Annotated in this window: 14 protein-coding genes, 7 tRNA genes and 1 rRNA gene; 5 read left to right on the forward strand and 17 right to left on the reverse strand. The window is 38.6% G+C overall.

Annotation, left to right across the window (positions count from 1 at the left end; translation table 11 throughout):
• Positions 1 to 396: 396 nt before the first annotated feature.
• The 6 genes from recJ to BM102_RS13750 form a co-directional block, all read right to left on the reverse strand.
• Entirely contained in the window at positions 397 to 2,163 is a 1,767-nt protein-coding gene (gene recJ, locus BM102_RS13725; protein ID WP_090482875.1) for a single-stranded-DNA-specific exonuclease RecJ, read from the reverse strand.
• A gap of 65 nt (positions 2,164 to 2,228) precedes the next feature.
• Entirely contained in the window at positions 2,229 to 3,212 is a 984-nt protein-coding gene (gene pta / locus BM102_RS13730) for a phosphate acetyltransferase (protein ID WP_090482878.1), read from the reverse strand.
• A gap of 124 nt (positions 3,213 to 3,336) precedes the next feature.
• On the reverse strand, positions 3,337 to 4,518 hold the full coding sequence (locus BM102_RS13735) for a CapA family protein (protein ID WP_090482881.1): 1,182 nt from the start codon (positions 4,516 to 4,518) through the stop codon (positions 3,337 to 3,339).
• 16 nt (positions 4,519 to 4,534) lie between these two features.
• Positions 4,535 to 4,711 (reverse strand): DUF4250 domain-containing protein, encoded by a 177-nt coding sequence (locus BM102_RS13740; protein WP_033151501.1) that lies wholly within the window; start codon positions 4,709 to 4,711, stop codon positions 4,535 to 4,537.
• Between the two features lie 94 nt (positions 4,712 to 4,805).
• Positions 4,806 to 5,768, reverse strand: coding sequence for a methyl-accepting chemotaxis protein (locus BM102_RS13745; protein ID WP_090482884.1), 963 nt, complete (start codon positions 5,766 to 5,768; stop codon positions 4,806 to 4,808).
• 18 nt (positions 5,769 to 5,786) lie between these two features.
• Complete coding sequence (locus BM102_RS13750) at positions 5,787 to 6,881, reverse strand: FIST signal transduction protein (protein WP_090482887.1); 1,095 nt, start codon at positions 6,879 to 6,881, stop codon at positions 5,787 to 5,789.
• Positions 6,882 to 7,054: 173 nt separating this feature from the next.
• On the opposite strand from BM102_RS13750, the gene BM102_RS13755 reads away from it, so the two are divergent.
• The gene (locus BM102_RS13755; protein ID WP_090482890.1) at positions 7,055 to 8,806 is read left to right on the forward strand and encodes a sensor domain-containing diguanylate cyclase; all 1,752 of its coding nucleotides are present in this window, start codon (positions 7,055 to 7,057) and stop codon (positions 8,804 to 8,806) included.
• 12 nt (positions 8,807 to 8,818) lie between these two features.
• On the opposite strand, the gene BM102_RS13760 is transcribed toward BM102_RS13755, so the two are convergent.
• A complete protein-coding gene (locus BM102_RS13760; RefSeq protein WP_177194979.1) occupies positions 8,819 to 9,490 on the reverse strand; it encodes a histidine phosphatase family protein in 672 nt (223 codons plus the stop codon).
• 129 nt (positions 9,491 to 9,619) lie between these two features.
• Between BM102_RS13760 and fliB the strand changes: the two genes are divergently transcribed.
• Entirely contained in the window at positions 9,620 to 10,630 is a 1,011-nt protein-coding gene (gene fliB, locus BM102_RS13765) for a flagellin lysine-N-methylase (protein WP_090482896.1), read from the forward strand.
• 36 nt (positions 10,631 to 10,666) lie between these two features.
• Here the strand turns inward: fliB and BM102_RS13770 are convergent, their stop codons facing one another.
• On the reverse strand, positions 10,667 to 12,355 hold the full coding sequence (locus BM102_RS13770; protein ID WP_090482899.1) for a carboxylesterase family protein: 1,689 nt from the start codon (positions 12,353 to 12,355) through the stop codon (positions 10,667 to 10,669).
• 137 nt (positions 12,356 to 12,492) lie between these two features.
• On the opposite strand from BM102_RS13770, the gene BM102_RS13775 reads away from it, so the two are divergent.
• Positions 12,493 to 13,314 carry a helix-turn-helix domain-containing protein gene (locus tag BM102_RS13775; protein ID WP_044938441.1) on the forward strand — a complete coding sequence of 274 codons (822 nt, stop codon included), beginning with the start codon at positions 12,493 to 12,495 and terminating at the stop codon, positions 13,312 to 13,314.
• 6 nt (positions 13,315 to 13,320) lie between these two features.
• On the opposite strand, the gene BM102_RS13780 is transcribed toward BM102_RS13775, so the two are convergent.
• Positions 13,321 to 13,785, reverse strand: coding sequence for a cysteine hydrolase family protein (locus BM102_RS13780; protein ID WP_044938444.1), 465 nt, complete (start codon positions 13,783 to 13,785; stop codon positions 13,321 to 13,323).
• A gap of 239 nt (positions 13,786 to 14,024) precedes the next feature.
• On the opposite strand from BM102_RS13780, the gene BM102_RS13785 reads away from it, so the two are divergent.
• Entirely contained in the window at positions 14,025 to 14,660 is a 636-nt protein-coding gene (locus BM102_RS13785; RefSeq protein ID WP_177194980.1) for an SOS response-associated peptidase, read from the forward strand.
• 235 nt (positions 14,661 to 14,895) lie between these two features.
• Positions 14,896 to 15,234 (forward strand): hypothetical protein, encoded by a 339-nt coding sequence (locus tag BM102_RS13790; RefSeq protein ID WP_044938450.1) that lies wholly within the window; start codon positions 14,896 to 14,898, stop codon positions 15,232 to 15,234.
• A gap of 38 nt (positions 15,235 to 15,272) precedes the next feature.
• Here BM102_RS13790 and BM102_RS13795 read toward each other — a convergent pair.
• The 8 genes from BM102_RS13795 to BM102_RS13830 form a co-directional block, all read right to left on the reverse strand.
• Positions 15,273 to 15,346 (reverse strand) — tRNA-Arg (locus BM102_RS13795).
• Positions 15,347 to 15,357: 11 nt separating this feature from the next.
• Positions 15,358 to 15,431 (reverse strand) — tRNA-Met (locus tag BM102_RS13800).
• A 9-nt stretch (positions 15,432 to 15,440) separates the two neighbouring features.
• Positions 15,441 to 15,513, reverse strand: a tRNA-Lys gene (locus BM102_RS13805).
• Positions 15,514 to 15,529: 16 nt separating this feature from the next.
• A tRNA-Gly gene (locus BM102_RS13810) sits at positions 15,530 to 15,600 on the reverse strand.
• A 14-nt stretch (positions 15,601 to 15,614) separates the two neighbouring features.
• A tRNA-Pro gene (locus tag BM102_RS13815) sits at positions 15,615 to 15,689 on the reverse strand.
• Between the two features lie 15 nt (positions 15,690 to 15,704).
• Positions 15,705 to 15,777, reverse strand: a tRNA-Asn gene (locus BM102_RS13820).
• Between the two features lie 27 nt (positions 15,778 to 15,804).
• Positions 15,805 to 15,877: transfer RNA gene (locus BM102_RS13825), tRNA-Ala, on the reverse strand.
• A gap of 116 nt (positions 15,878 to 15,993) precedes the next feature.
• Positions 15,994 to 16,263: ribosomal RNA gene (locus BM102_RS13830) — 23S ribosomal RNA — on the reverse strand; the annotation flags it as partial.

Below are 16,263 nucleotides of genomic sequence, written 5' to 3' on the forward strand. Positions count from 1 at the left end.
TATTATCTGTGTGAAGCTGCATTATCTCTTGTAAGATGCGACAAGGAATACAACGACTTCTATCACCTCAAATACAAAGAGGTAAACAGATACCAACATAAACGTGCACTCGCATTAACTGCCCGTAAACTTGTGCGATTAGTCTTTCGACTGCTGAAAGACAATCGTCTATATCGTCCAGCATAGTAGTATCACCTACTTGCTGATGAGTACGCCCTGCTCATTTAAAAATATGGTCGACAGGGCTTAGGTGGTCGTTTTTTCTTTTCGTGAAATATATCAAAAAATAAAAGAATTTTTATTCTTCTTCACTTGACATCACACCGCTGGACTTATATTTGCATTTATATTGATTCTAAATGATTTAACAGTGAGATTCAATAAATCACACGCAATCTATTGAAACTGTTCAATCATAATTTGTACACTGCGCTGGCCTCTAAATTCATTAATAGATGGCTCGTATACAATATCCATTTTAACGCCTGTATTTCTTCCTGAAAAGAGTCCTTGCCAGCTGGAATCTCCATATTTTTGGATAACAGCGTTTTCGAATTCAGGAACATTTCTAAACATAAGAGCTGTTATACTTTGGCCTTTTTCTGTAAGTAATGATAAGCGTAAATACTGACCTTCCTTACCAATATAAGCCGCTCTGGTTATAGGTATATTTTTCAAAGCAAACAATGGCTTTGTATTACCTGTACCAAATGGAGCAAGTAAGTCTATTGAATCTACAAGCTCCTCAGTGATATACCCTAGAGGCATATCGCAATCAATATTAATAATTTCCTGCATATCATCATCTGTCAATTTGCAGTTTGCATTAAGTCTTTGGCGAAGCTCATCTATTTTTTCTGTTGGAAGGCTGACACCTGCTGCCATTGGATGTCCACCGAACTTTGTAAACACATCCTTAACTGCTGTAAGCTCCTCAAACATATTGTAAGCCGGAATTGAACGGCCACTTCCCTTTGCTCCATCCTCAGCATCTGTAATCACAAGTACAGGCTTGCTGTAGCTTTCTCTAATACGTCCTGCCACGATACCAGCCAAGCTTTCGTGAAGCTCAGGAATGTACACTACTAGAACTCTATCATTTACAATGTCGGTAGTTTCGATAAGCTCTCTAGCTTTATCAATACCGGTTTGTGTCATTGCCTTTCGCTCCGCATTAAGTTCCACCAACTCATTTGCCATTGCAAGTGCTTTTGCCTGATTTTCTTCCATCAAAAGCTCTATTGCTTTAGCTGCAGTATCCAAACGGCCACTGGCATTAAGGCATGGCCCAATTACAAAGCCAAGATGATAGCAGCTCAATGGTTTTCCTGAAAGCTCCGTTCTAGCAATAAGAGCGCTTAAGCCGATGTTGTCAGTAGTTTCAATTGCCCTGATTCCGTGATATACAGTGGAGCGATTTTCACCCTTTAATTCCATAACATCGCAAACCGTAGCAATGCTGGCAAACTGAAGAAACTTATCAGATTCTTCTTTTTCAATTCCAATGAACTCGTAAAGAACTTCCACAAGCTTCCATGCTACCTGTGCTCCACAGATTCCTTTAAATGGATATTGGCAATCCTCTCGCTTAGGATCGACCACAGCATCTGCATTAGGAAGAACTTGCTTTCTAGTAACTCCATCATCTGCCAATTCGAATGGCACCTCATGATGATCCGTTACAACAACTGTCATACCTAGTTCTTTCGCCAAATTGACTGCTGGAGCTGCTGCAATACCATTATCACAAGTAATAATGAATCTAACACCTTCATCATATGCTTTTTGAACCATATCTGGATTTATGCCATATCCATCAATCATTCGGTCAGGTACTGCATAGTCTACGTCTCCCCCTGCCTCCTGGATAGCCCTGGTAAGAATGTATGTAGACATGATGCCATCTACATCATAATCACCTACAACGCGAATCTTTACTCCTTCATCAATAGCTTCCAGAAGTAGTTCACAAGCATTATCCATATCAGCAACAAGATGAGGGTCAGGAAAATTATTTAAAGTAGGATGAAGATACTCATTCATCTCCTCATATGTTTTAAGACCGCGATTTACCATAAGGCGCACAATAACAGGGTCCACATTTAATTTCGAACTTAAGCCTGCATAGTCTGCAGCTTTCCTTTGTAGAATCCATCTACTCATAACAATTTCTCTCCGTTAAAAAAATTCCGCGACTTCCGTCGCGGAATTTAGTCGTTCTATAAATATTAAGCAAGAGCGGCAGTAATAATAGCCATTGAATATACTTCCTGTGCATTGCATCCACGAGATAAGTCGTTGATTGGTGCGTTAAGTCCAAGAAGGATTGGGCCATAAGCATCGAAACCACCAAGACGCTGTGCAATCTTGTATCCAATGTTACCAGCATTGATATCTGGGAAGATAAATGTGTTTGCATGACCAGCTACTGTAGAGCCTGGGCACTTTGTCTTTGCAACACGTGGTGAAACTGCTGCATCAAACTGAAGCTCGCCTTCGATGTCAAGCTCAGGATACTTCTCCTTAGCCTTTGCTGTAGCTTCACGCATCTTATCAACATCCTCGCCCTTTCCAGAACCAAGTGTTGAGTATGAAAGCATAGCAATCTTTGGATCAATACCGAAGATCTTTGCACATGCTGCTGTCTCGCCAGCGATTTCTGCAAGCTCATCAGCGTTTGGCTTGATGTTGATTGCGCAATCACCCATAGCAAGAACTTCTCTATCGCCTGTAGCAGAGTTACGTACCATGATGAAGCATGATGATACGATGCTGTTACCTGGCTTTGTCTTAATAACCTGAAGTGCTGGACGAACTGTATCAGCTGTTGAGTATGTAGCGCCACCAAGAAGTGCATCTGCAACGCCCATCTTTACAAGCATAGTACCGAAGTAGTTTGCCTGCTTACATGTAGCAGCTGCCTGCTCCATTGTAACGCCCTTGCTCTTTCTAAGCTCACAGAAAAGCTCGCACATCTCATCAAATCTGTCATAGTTATCTGGATCAATGATAACTGCTCCACGGATGTTGAAACCAGCATCTTCTGCAGCTGCTGCAACCTCTGCTTCCTTACCAATAAGAATTGGCTGAAGGAAATCTGAACCAAGAAGACGGCTAGAAGCCTCAATAATACGTGGGTCTGTACCTTCTGTAAATACGATTTTCTTAGGATCCTTTTTAAGGATGTCAATTAATGCTCCAAATCCTGCCATTTTTAATTCCTCTTCTTTCTTTAACTATTTATTTAAAATTTAATTAGTTACTACAAACCATAGCTAGTGTACACCTTTTTTGTGAAAAATGGATGGCTTTTTTTATTGTTCTCGATTTTGTACTTTATTGTATTTTTTCTGATATAAATCCATTCTCATCAACGGCTACATTACTAGAAATACTTTCAACATATGAATAGCTTGATTCGTCTATTGAAGTCACTGCATTTGAGGCGCTAATTGGTACTATTCTGTAGCTAATAGCATCATTCTCATCAATTGTAAATTGAACTGCACCACCTCCACCTGACTTGATTGTCTGGTTAAAAATGAAGTTGCCCAAGCTATAGAAAATAGGCTTACCATTGTAGTATTCAACTGGCTGTAAGCAGTGGCTGTGCATGCCTATTACAGCATCTGCGCCAGCATCAATCATTTTGTAGCCATCATTAGTCTGGTAATCCTCAAGCTCAGTTGTGTGCTCCACGCCCCAGTGAACCATTACGAATAGATAATCCACCTGACTATCTGCCTCTGAAATAGCATTCAATAAATCTGTCTCATCATAGAAGCAGAATTCTCCTGGCTGTGAGTTTAGCACATTCCAGCTTCCAACTGGTATCACATGGCTGGCTGCTAAAAAGCCGTAAGTTCTGCCTTTAGCATCTGTTTTAACAATAAGTTTACTAGCCTCTTCAAGACTGTTTCCAGCACCTGTATATTCAATACCGGCATCCGAAAGTGTTGTAAAGGTGTCTGTCAATGCATCCTGACCATAATCAAGCACATGGTTATTTGCAAGCCCCGCTATATCTACACCTAAGTCATTAAGAATTGTCACGTAAGTAGGATTTACTCTAAATGTGTATTGCTTATCTGGAGCCTGCTGTCCTCGCTCCGAATAGCAAAATTCATTGTTAATCATTGTATATGTGGCGTCGTTTAAAAGTGACTGTATCTCAGCTGATGCCACGCCATCAATTCCCTGACTATCATAATTTGACTGAACATATTCACTAAGCTCAACATCTCCAGTAAAGACAATTGATGTTGTTAAATCCTCTGTTGTAGGTTCAGCCTCTGTTGTTTCCTCAGTATCTTCTGCCTCCACGGCAATAGGCTCATCCTCAGTGGTTTCCGTCTCACCTATTAGCCACTGAAGCTCATCTTCCATTCCCTGCTCTTTGGCAAAGGCTTTTGCCTGCTCATTAAATGGACCATTTTCACCGAATGCATACCACATACCAGCACCAATTATTACCAGTACTAGTACTGTTTTAATTAACCCTGCAAAAAATTTTTTCATAAGTTTATTCTCTCTATTATCTGAATTTATTCTTTTCAGCGTCGTAGTGATAATCAATCATTGCAAGCTTTGCAATTATTTCATCACCATCAATTTCATTATCCTCCACCAATGCATCAAAGCTTGAATAATAATCTCTTAATGCAGTATTTACTACAGAAAGAAGCATCACTGGATCTTTTGGAAAATTCATTTTGCGTCTCCTCTAAACTGTTATTCTGTAGTATTCTACCACATTAAATAGGGACCAGCAAAAAGCCGGTCCCACTCGTGATAAATCTTTTCAATTAAAGTTCAGTAAGAGGAGCAATCTGCTCAAGAACATTATTCATATCCTCAAACATAAATCCCTTCTTAGTAATCTTAACTTTGATATCTTCGATGTCGTCTGAAACTGTATCGAAGTATCTCTGAGAGTCGTCAATGTTGTCAGAGATTTCATTGATTGATGATTCGCAGTTCTTAAATACATCTGCCATCTGAGCACTCTGGCCTGTTACCTCATCTGCAACGTCCTTAATCTTTCCAACAACTTCCTGCGTTTCAACTACTCTCTCATGAGAAGCACTAATAGCATCCTTTGTATGATCAACTGATTCAACCAAGCGGTTATTATTCTCATCAAGTTCTTTCATACTATCAAAGATAGATGTTACAACGCTTTGGATTTCAGTAGAAAGATTTGTTACTTCATCGGCAACAACGGCAAATCCTCGGCCTGCCTCACCTGCACGTGCAGCTTCGATTGAAGCGTTAAGGGCCAAAAGGTTTGTCTGCTTTGCAAAGCCACCAATCTGTTCAACCTTTTCACGAATGTCATCAAAGCTCTTCTGGAATGCTTCAAACACTTCCTCAACCTCTGCGATTGTATCTGAAACTGCACTAGAGCTTCTATCTACATTTTCCATACCTTCATGAGAATCGTCAGCTGTAATTTCAAGCTTCTTTACGATTTCATCAAAGGCTTGTGTAATCTCCTCAATTGTTTTGAATTGATCCTGGAATCTGGCAACTGAATCAGAAATGTTACCATACTTTTCCTCAACAACTGAGAAAGAATCTCTGATTGTCTCAATACCCTGAATAGTATTTGCCTCTTCTCTCTGAAGCATATTCTTTTGCTCAATCGAGAACCTACCAACCTCTTTTAAGGCAATCATTTTATCTTTTAAATTAACAGCTTTCTCACTTGCTGGCGTAGTTGTTGCAACTTCCTGCTCAACTACTTTCTTCTTACCAAAAAGTCCCATATCGTCCTCCTATCTACCCTACTCAAATACTGCACATACCATTGTCTGATTTACATGTTGTTTCTTGTACTGCTCACCACCGCCGATGATTCCAACATGTGGGCCTACTCCCTTCATGGCTGTCAAATATTCGGTTAGATAATTCCTCTGAGTGTAGAGTAGATGACGATAGATACAATTCACAGAGAATACCAATGAGATTTTCTTATTCTCTTCTTTGATTTGTCGTCTTGTTTCTGCACCAATCTCGTCGTAATCCATCAGTTCCATTATCTGAATGGTATCATTTTCATTGATTTTTTTGTAATTAATCAATGAACCGTTCTCACCAATCGCATAAGGGCTACTGATGAAGATTTCATCACCGATTACACGACCAAGCGGACTAACCAAAACATTGTCTACTAACTCGCTTCTACTAACGCCAGCATCCTCACAATACACATCCGCTGCAGGTCTACCATCCAAAGAAATAAGTTCCTTCTTCGCCAGGTTAACCTTTGTTGCAATATGTGTATTTGCCCCTTCTATAGGTCTAAAAATTAGCTCAGAATATGTTCTAATCTTTCCTGTTTTATTTTTAATTAAAGCATAACAACATGCATCTGGATAAAGAACACCGTTAAGCATTGCATATCCTGTTGCATCTGCTGGGTATCCAAAAATTGTACCACCAACAATAGGAATGTTAGCTTTCTCTAAGGCCACATTCATAGATGAAACCAAACGTTCCTCATCATTAGTACAGAACTCAATGCAAACTGTGTTGCCATCTCCTGCCCCAATCTTAGAAACTTTTTGTTCCATTGATGCAATATCCTGAAGAGGTGCCTTCGATAGATTTCGCAAGATTCCTACTTCAACCTCTGCATCTGCACCAAACGAAATCAAAACCATTCGCTTATCTGATGATTCTGATTCATAATAAGACGTTGTACTTGTGCCGATTAAATCAACACCAGGGAACTTATTAGCAATTTGTTCCGAAGCGTCCTTCAAATGCTCATATGCGCATAATAAAATTAATAATTTAGGATTATTAGCCTTCCCAATAACTTCGGCTACGGCTGAATTGACATCAGCCTTCATTGATGTACCAATTGATATTTGCATAATTACCCCTTTCTGACAATATATTCCCCAGCAACCTAACTGTATCACAAATATTTTCTATTTTCGAGTAAGTTCACACAATTTCCATGAAATGTTGTTTTTTTTTCAATATACTAATAGTGTCACGTTATGTACCATAGTGACAATATTGACATATCGTTTTAGGAGGCAATATGAAGCAAAAAACTATTGTATTTGACAAAGCTGACGAAATGGATGATGTTGCCCTACAGCTGCTAAATTTTATTGAAGAAACTCCACATAAAAAAGTGCTTTTTCAAGCTGTAGAGCCTAGCGGCGATATTGATTATATAAAAAAAGGACTGGAGTATGCTCATATTGCACTTCCAAAAATAACAATCATCGGTATGACTTCTCACTGCGCAATGACCCATGATACTCATGCCGCAAAATTTCCTGTTGTATCCGTTCTTTTATTTGAAGAAAACGATTATACAGCCTTCTCTTATGACTGTAATATACTTACACCTAAGGATGTAGGTCTTGAATTATGTAAAGAACTGGAAAACATCAAAGATGTAAAAGGCATTCTAGTAATGGGCTCCGATATTACACTGACTCCTCAGGATTTTATAGATGTAGTAACAGCGAAGTATCCTAATATTCCTTTGTTTGGAGCCTTGGCTGGCACTTCAACTTTAAAATCAGACGAGTCTTTGGTTTTCCATAACAACAACGTATATGAAAGAGGTATGGTAATTGTGGTATTTCACGGACCTACTCTGGAGATAACCACCCACTATAGTTTTGGCTGGAAACCTTTAGGAAACACCTTTACTGTTACAGAAAGCTCATCTGATGGAAAGGTTTACAAAATAAATGATAAGCCTGCTGTCACTGTATATAATAAGTATCTAGGGGTTCCTATTAATGAATACTTTTTTGAGAATACAGCAGCATTTCCTTTTATTTTCAAGCATAACAATAAGCTGGTTGCCCGTGTTGCATTAAAGCACACAGTAACCTCACTTCAGTTTGGAATTGAAATACCAGAGGGAACAAAGTTCAGCTTAGCCTATGCAAAAGCGAATTATCTTTTGGATGAATCATTGACCTGTGCCAACAAGATGAAGGAATTCAATCCCGATGCAATACTTATTTATGCATGTATGAGCCGTAGAACACTTATGGGGGATGAACTAGCTGAAAGGGAATTTTCATATTTTAAGCAAGTTAATCCTAACGTAACCTGGTCCTGTGGATATGGAGAACTTCTTTACGACGAGCATGGCGATGGCCTATTAAATGGTTCTCTTGTTGCTGTAGGTATAAAGGAAGGTAACAAACCAGTCGCAGATACCTCTCCTATTACAGACCCACGATTACAAGCTGAGCCTGAGGTTATAGATTTAAGAGATCGACTTATTTCATTCCTGGAATCAACAACAGAAGATTTAAATGAGAATATAAACCTTCTTGCAAATATGGCTAGTCATGATCAGCTTACAAAAATCTATAATCGAGCAGCTCTTGACTATTATTATGATGAGCTAGTCCACAATATTTCTGCCTTTGATACCGTTGCTATGATTATGTTTGATATTGACCACTTCAAGCGAGTCAATGACACTTTCGGTCATGATGTGGGAGATCAAGTAATTACAGGAGTTGTAAATACAATAAAGGAAAGACTTCCAGACAATGCATTTTTTGCCCGCTGGGGTGGAGAAGAATTTATGTGTCTGATTCCAAATTGCGATAAAGAAACTGCTATTGATGTGGCAGAGCGTATCCGCATAAGAGTGTCTATTACCGATTTTACTCCTGTTGATCAGGTAACTATAAGTATCGGTGTTTGCCTAATAAACAAGGATATCGATAAAATTGAATCCTTTGCCAAAGTTGACAAAGCCTTGTATGAGGCCAAAGAAACAGGCCGCAACAAGGTTGTCTTCTCTGAATAATAAGATTATCGATTACCAGTTTTTCTCAAATCCATCTGAGATGAACTGGTAATTGTCTTTTGTACCATCTTCACTTATAAACAATTCAGCAATGGCGCAGTTGTTGAAATCCACATCCCAATACTGGCTTCGTGGAGTCTTTTTAATAGTCTCAAAAATAGCATGGCTAAGTGCTCCATGGCTTACCAGCATAACAATGTCATCATCATTAAACTGACCTGTTTTTATAGCACTTCTGATTTTTTCTATCACACGTCCCGCTCTTGCTATAACCTCGTCATAACTTTCTCCACCCTCAGGAGGATTATAAGTTTCAGGTTTATCGAAACATTCAACAAGAAATTCCGGATTTTCCTGTTCCATATTTTTCTGTTCATATATTCCAAAAGACATTTCAATTAAATCTGGCTCAATTACCACATCATCAGGCTTATTGTCCTTAGTTATTTCATTTTCCTGATAGTCACTAATATCAATTCCAGCTACTATACAGCCTGTCTCAATTGCTCTTCCCAGTGGACTGGTTATTAGTTTTGTTGGAATAAGGCCAAGACTTTTCACTAGTTCATGTGTCTCTCTCGCCTGCTGACGCCCTCTTGCATTAAGTGGTATTTCAGAACTGCCCTGTAGTCTTTTTTGTGCATTTAAATCTGTCTGTCCATGTCGTACTAATAATATTCTCAAAATCCTATCCTCTTTTATCTGCTATTTTATTCTCATGACATAATAGTCCATGTTACAGATTGATGCAATGACTAGCAACTCAATCCTATACGTGATACCATGGTAAAGATTTATATTAGAGGTATTATTATGATTTACAGAAAACAAAAAGATTTTGATAACTTCAAATGTATTGCAGATAAATGTCCCAAAAGCTGCTGTATCGGTTGGCAAATCATGATTGATGAAGATAGTCTTGATAAATACGCTACCACATCTGGAGACTTTGGACATAGATTAAAATCTTCTATTAATTATGAAGAAGGCTCTTTTCTTCAAAACAACACTCGTTGTAGCATGCTTAATGAAACAGGTCTTTGTGATTTGCAATCCACTTTAGGGGAAAGCTATCTTTGCAGCACCTGTGGCAAGTATCCTCGTCATGTTGAAGAATTTCAGGATATTCGTGAATATTCACTATCTCTTTCATGTCCTGAGGCAGTTAGAATGCTTATGGCCCCTGACTATTCTTTTTCATTTGAGGAAACTGAGGATGATATTTTAGACGACCCAGAAGAATTTGAAGACTTTGACTTCCTGCTCTTTGACAAGTTGGAATATGCTAGAGATAAACTGATTGAGCTTGCAAAAGATAGCTCTCTTCCTTTTTCAGAACGATTGGAACGCATTAGAAGTTCTGCATTTGCCTTGCAGAATCTCTACGATGAAGGTGAAATTTTTGAAATGGATAACATCTCCTATGAAGATAAGTCCAACATTTCATTAGAATATGCCATGAGTGGACTCAACACCCTCCTTGAATTAGAAGTGTTAGAAGAATCATGGCATGAAACCATTAGAGAAACGATATCCTATTGGAATAACAATCCAGCAAAACAATTTTCAGAGGATGCAACCTTTGTTTTTGAAAAGATACTTATTTCTCTTCTATTTAATTACTTCTGCGGCGCTGTATATGATGGACAGATTTATGCCAGAGCTATGATTGCCATAATGAGCACTCATTGGATTATGATGATTCAAGCTGCACATCCTAATATGGACTTAGCCCAAAACATATATCTATATTCTAGAGAAGTTGAACACTCCGACACTAACGTAAATACGTTAATATCATACTTTGAACAGGAATTGGATTAAAAAAGGAACTCTCATTGGAGAGTTCCTTTTTTCTACTTAATCTTTATATGTCTCATCCAATACATCTGAGAACCATCTTCCATTCATTACATGATCAATCATAAGATTCTTAACATCATCTGAAATACTGTTGTCTGCTTCCATCTGACCAATTATCTGCTTGTAAGATGAAGTTGTGTTTTCTACAGTGACAATAGCATTCGAATCATCAGCATCTAGTACTAATGATACAGGATTTGCTGGTGTCCAATTATTCCATGTAGCAAGTGAATCACCATTTGGATTTCCTGATACTAGGAAGTTGCTCAGATAACTATCGAATACTGTTGCCATATTCTGATATCCTGTGTTATCAAAATTTGCAAAGCTTCCATATGAATGATTATCGGTAAGCATTGGGACAAAGATTCCATGGAATGATCCCATCATTGGGATTTGAGTTGCACTGTCATCACTACCATATCTAACCTGACAAATATAAATATTGTCATCATAATTTGCATACATCTTTTGTGCTGAACACTGTGCATTAAATATTCTGTACATTTCAGAACCATACTCAATTGCAAATGACTTTGCTAAATCCTGTGTTTGAGAATCTAATGCCATCACATCTGGACTATAGAAATATCCATCAAAAGCTGAGAATAAGCTAAACTCTGTTTCTCCTGTTAACATAAGGATTGGTACACTATTGTATTCAGTAGTATCAAAACCTTCAGAAGGAATAACTACATCGTCTGTATAAAGATGAGGGAACACGCTCATTCTTATTCCTGCATTTGACATAAGTTGACACAAACGATCTGCATCAACAGATTTCATGTATGTAACTACCGCTGGGTCACTAGATAATAACCACGCCTTTGCCAACTCTTCGTTGGCAGCTAATCCATCTTCTACAACAAGCGGAGCAACTGCTTCTGCTATTCTATCAGCACTTGCATCTTCGTCTGCAACTGTCATACCACCTGAATATACTACTGCTTTATCAAATTTGCCTTCAAAAATTGGGCTGATGAGCATGGCCATAACATCACGTCCACCAGCTGAAAATCCTGATACAGTAATGTTGTTTGGGTCTCCTCCAAACTGTTCGATATTTGCACGAACCCAATCTAGAGCTTTTGCAATATCAAGCATTGCGTAATTTCCTGTAGAATCTGCATCAGTCTGGAATGCTGGAAGTGCGTTAAATCCTAATATTCCAAGTCTGTAATTTAAAGATACATAAATGCAGTTCTCATCTACAACAATCTGTGATCCCTCAATTTCTGATGAACTTCCGGTCTGATTATTTCCACCGTGAATGTATACAAGCACTGGCAAATCCTTTGCATTATTTGGTGCATATACATCTAAGTTCAAGCAATCTTCAGAGCCAGATACAACTGTCTCACCTGTTGCATAATCTGTTCCTGCCTGAATTGCTTTATTCCCTACAGAGGTGCAATCTAATACATCTGTCCAAGCTGCTGGATCCTTTGGCTCTTCCCAGCGCAAATCTCCTGTAGGTGCAGCTGCGTATGGAATCGAATACCATACATTACAATTATCTTTACTTGTTCCTTCCACTGCTCCAAACTGTGTGTTTTTTACTAAACTAGCTGTTGCGGTCTGGTTTTCCACAGAAACGTTCGTAGCTGCATAAACATTAATGCTTGAAAACCCTGTTGCTCCTAGCGCTAAAACTAGAGCTAATGCTAAAAAAATCTTTCTCTTCATATTCATCCTTCTCCTTTGATAAATTATGATTTTCCTTGATTATATTGGCCGGTAGTTACTACCGAGCAAGGAAAAATATGGTCGTTGATATTTGTTAATTCTGCCTATATAATGGCTAAAGGAGAGGTTTTAATGTTATGTCAAAATCATTTATGTCTATTGGTGAATACGCCAAAATGGTAGGGGTATCCCCTGAATATCTCAAGTTCTACGATAAAAAGAATTTAATAAAACCGATATGGAAGGATGACAGAGCCTACAGATATTATGCTGATTTTCAAATCATCCATTTTATTGAGCTACAACAGTTAAATAACATGGGGATATCACTGGAGGACGCAAAATCAATTATTGATACATCAAGTCTTGAAGAACGTCTTGATGTCTATAAAAATGCTCTTCAAGCCAAACGCGAAGAAATCATTAATTTACTGTTTTTAATGAATCAAATTGATGACACCACTTCTGCTCTAGATAGAATTAAAAACAAAGAAAGCTGGCGCATAGAAGAATTACCATTGTCCTATTTCACATTTATTGATTTTGATAAACGAAAACAAGGAAGAGATTCTGCTATTTGGAAAGACAACTTTAGTATGAATGCCACACAATACGTGAAGATGCAGGATTCTTCAGCATACCAATTAGAACCTGGAAAATTTGAAAGAATGTGGGGCGCTATCCAGCCCGATTTAACAGAACAGCTTACAAATGACGATAAGCAAACAATAATCCCAGTTGGAAACTGCAAATGTTTTGTCTATGAATATAGCATTCCTACAGAGTACGACGATGAGGGCAAGCTCTGTGAAAACGTTTGGGACTTGTCACTACCTCTGACAATCATGAAAGAAAAAAATATTAAGCATAAAGGAGAATTCTTCCAGAAACGTCTGTGTACCACTCATGAACCTGAGGGTGAATTTCTTCATGTACAAACAATAGCGCCTATCTATTGATAGACGCTACATTTTTTCTAATTTCATATGCGCCACAGCTCCATTTTGTTCCATGGTCTTTAATTCCGTATAATAGAATTTATCATTATGAGCTTCTATTGCATCCATGAGAAGATAAACTTTGTAGCCTTTTTCTAATGCATCCATAACCGTTCTGGATACGCAGCACCTTCCATCAACTCCAACAACATTTATAGTATCAACATTCATCTTGTTAAGAAAGGGCTCAAAATCTGCATTAGAAAAGGCGCTAGGCAATCTTTTCTTAAATACACAATCAGATTTAATTAATAGGCTTTCGGCTAAATCAAAATTTTCATCCTTACCACTTCTTCCTGTATTTCTAACATAAACTACAGGAATATCTTTTTTTATTGCCTCAGCTATTCTATTATTTACCCTCTCAACCAAATCTGGTTTATAGTTCTTTAAATATCGTTGTTGTACATCAATAACAAGTAATATTTTCATAAACCACCTACATTAAGCATTTCTCCCTACACATCTACTATCAAAAGTATATCATAGTGCATTAATAAAATGGGGCTTAATTAAGTCCTCCGGGGTTAGTTGTGACTAATTTTTGTTCTATTTTTTCATAAAAATTTCATTAATGTTCGGGATTGAAAAACACTTCTTTAGGGTGTATCATCTGATTACAAAAAGCAAACATATTTTCGGAAATTATGTTCGATAAATGGAGAATTATTATGTGTACAAGATATGCTTTAGAGAGAAGTCTTACTGGTTTAAAGGATATAATCGATATAGCCGAACGCTCTTCTCTCACTACTAAATTTATAGACTCCCATGCACGGCCATTTATTACAGATGGAGAAGTTCGTCCGACGGATATTGTTCCTGTTATCGCTCCCAATTCAAAGGGAGCGCGAAGTGTCTTTCCAATGCAATGGGGATTCATCGGCAGGGATAATAAACGATCAATCTTCAATGCTCGCTACGAAACTGCCAGCATAAAGCCCACTTTCAAAGAAGCCTGGCGAACTCACAGATGTATTATTCCAGCATCATACTATTTTGAATGGGAACATTTTAGAAGCCCAGATGGTCGAGTCAAAACTGGAGACAAATACGCAATACAGCCAAATGGTTCTACTATCACCTGGCTTTGCGGTTTATATAATATTGAAAATGGATATCCAGTATTCGTTATTCTTACAAAAGAACCAACAGAAAATCTTAAGCAAATACATGACAGAATGCCCTTAATGCTACCTGAAGATAAAGTTGATGAATGGATAAATCCTTCCTCAAGTCCTGAAGAATTAATTCCTTATGCATTATCAGATGTTGTTGCAGAGAAAATACTATTAAGCCGTTATTAGACTTATCCTCTCTTTGGTGGGAGTAAATATGGACACCATCATAAGTTACTATATACACAGTTAATACAGTAAATAGCAACTTATACGGAGGTATTTTTATGAAAGGATACATTATTGACGCAGGATATATGGGATATGTTGATGGCGAATACGAGTTATTTGCTACAGAGGACGATTATTTAGAATACATGGCTGCATAATCTCATATACAAATACAAACATGGAGAGAAAGCCTATGGAACTTGCAAATCAAATCATTGCAGTAGATTTCGATAATACACTATGCTTCAGTGATTGGCCTAATCTAGGCAAGCCAAATCTACCGCTAATACAATACCTAAAAAAACAAAAAGCATCCGGAAGCAAAATCATTCTTTGGACCTGTCGCGCTGGCAAGCCTCTTGAAGATGCTACTGACTGGTGTAAAAAGCACGGCCTTATTTTTGATGCAATCAATGATAACCTTCCAGAAATAGTTGAGCTATACGGAAATAACAGTAGAAAAATAACTTGTGACATCTACATCGACGATAGAAATATGAAAATAGAAGAATTGCTTACAGCTAATAGTTAAAATAAAAAGACTTTGGATAATTCCAAAGTCTTTTTTAGCGTGCGTGAGAAGATTCGAACTCCCGACACCTTGGTCCGTAGCCAAGTGCTCTATCCAGCTGAGCTACACACACATAATAAAAAGTAGCGAGAGGGGGATTCGAACCCTCGACACCGCGGGTATGAACCGCGTGCTCTAGCCAACTGAGCTATCTCGCCATATTAAAATGCGCGATCAGGGGTTCGAACCCTGGACACCCTGATTAAGAGTCAGGTGCTCTGCCAGCTGAGCTAATCGCGCATGATATTAATGTAAGAGCGGGTGATGGGAATCGAACCCACGTATTCAGCTTGGAAGGCTGATGTTCTACCATTGAACCACACCCGCAAATATTCAATTAGTCGGGGTGACAGGATTCGAACCTGCGACCCCCTGGTCCCAAACCAGGTGCTCTAGCCAAACTGAGCCACACCCCGATGTTTTAGGATAAGCTCCCCAAGTAGGACTCGAACCTACGACAACTCGGTTAACAGCCGAGTGCTCTACCAACTGAGCTATTGAGGAATACAAACAATAGCAAAAACTATTGAGTGGAGACGGAGAGATTCGAACTCTTGACCCCCTGCTTGCAAGGCAGGTGCTCTCCCAACTGAGCTACGCCCCCAAATAGTGGTTTCTCTACGAAAAAAGCAAGCTCTTGCTTGCTACTTCTCTTATAGCAACCTCAAAACTTCACACAGTAAAACTTAGTGTCCGAAAATTCGCTACACATCTTCCTTTTAGAATAAACCTTCGATCTATTAGTATTCATCAGCTGAATGCGTTACCGCACTTACACCTTGAACCTATCTACCTTATCGTCTATAAGGGATCTTATTTCCTTAAAGGAATGGGATATCTCATCTTGAGGGGGGCTTCACGCTTAGATGCCTTCAGCGTTTATCCCGTCCAGACTTGGCTACTCAGCTATGCCGTTGGTCGACAGCTGATACACCAGTGGTCCGTCCACCCCGGTCCTCTCGTACTAGGGGCAGCTCCTCTCAAATATCC

Source organism: Pseudobutyrivibrio sp. JW11 (genome assembly GCF_900115355.1).
Lineage (GTDB): Bacteria > Bacillota > Clostridia > Lachnospirales > Lachnospiraceae > Pseudobutyrivibrio > Pseudobutyrivibrio ruminis.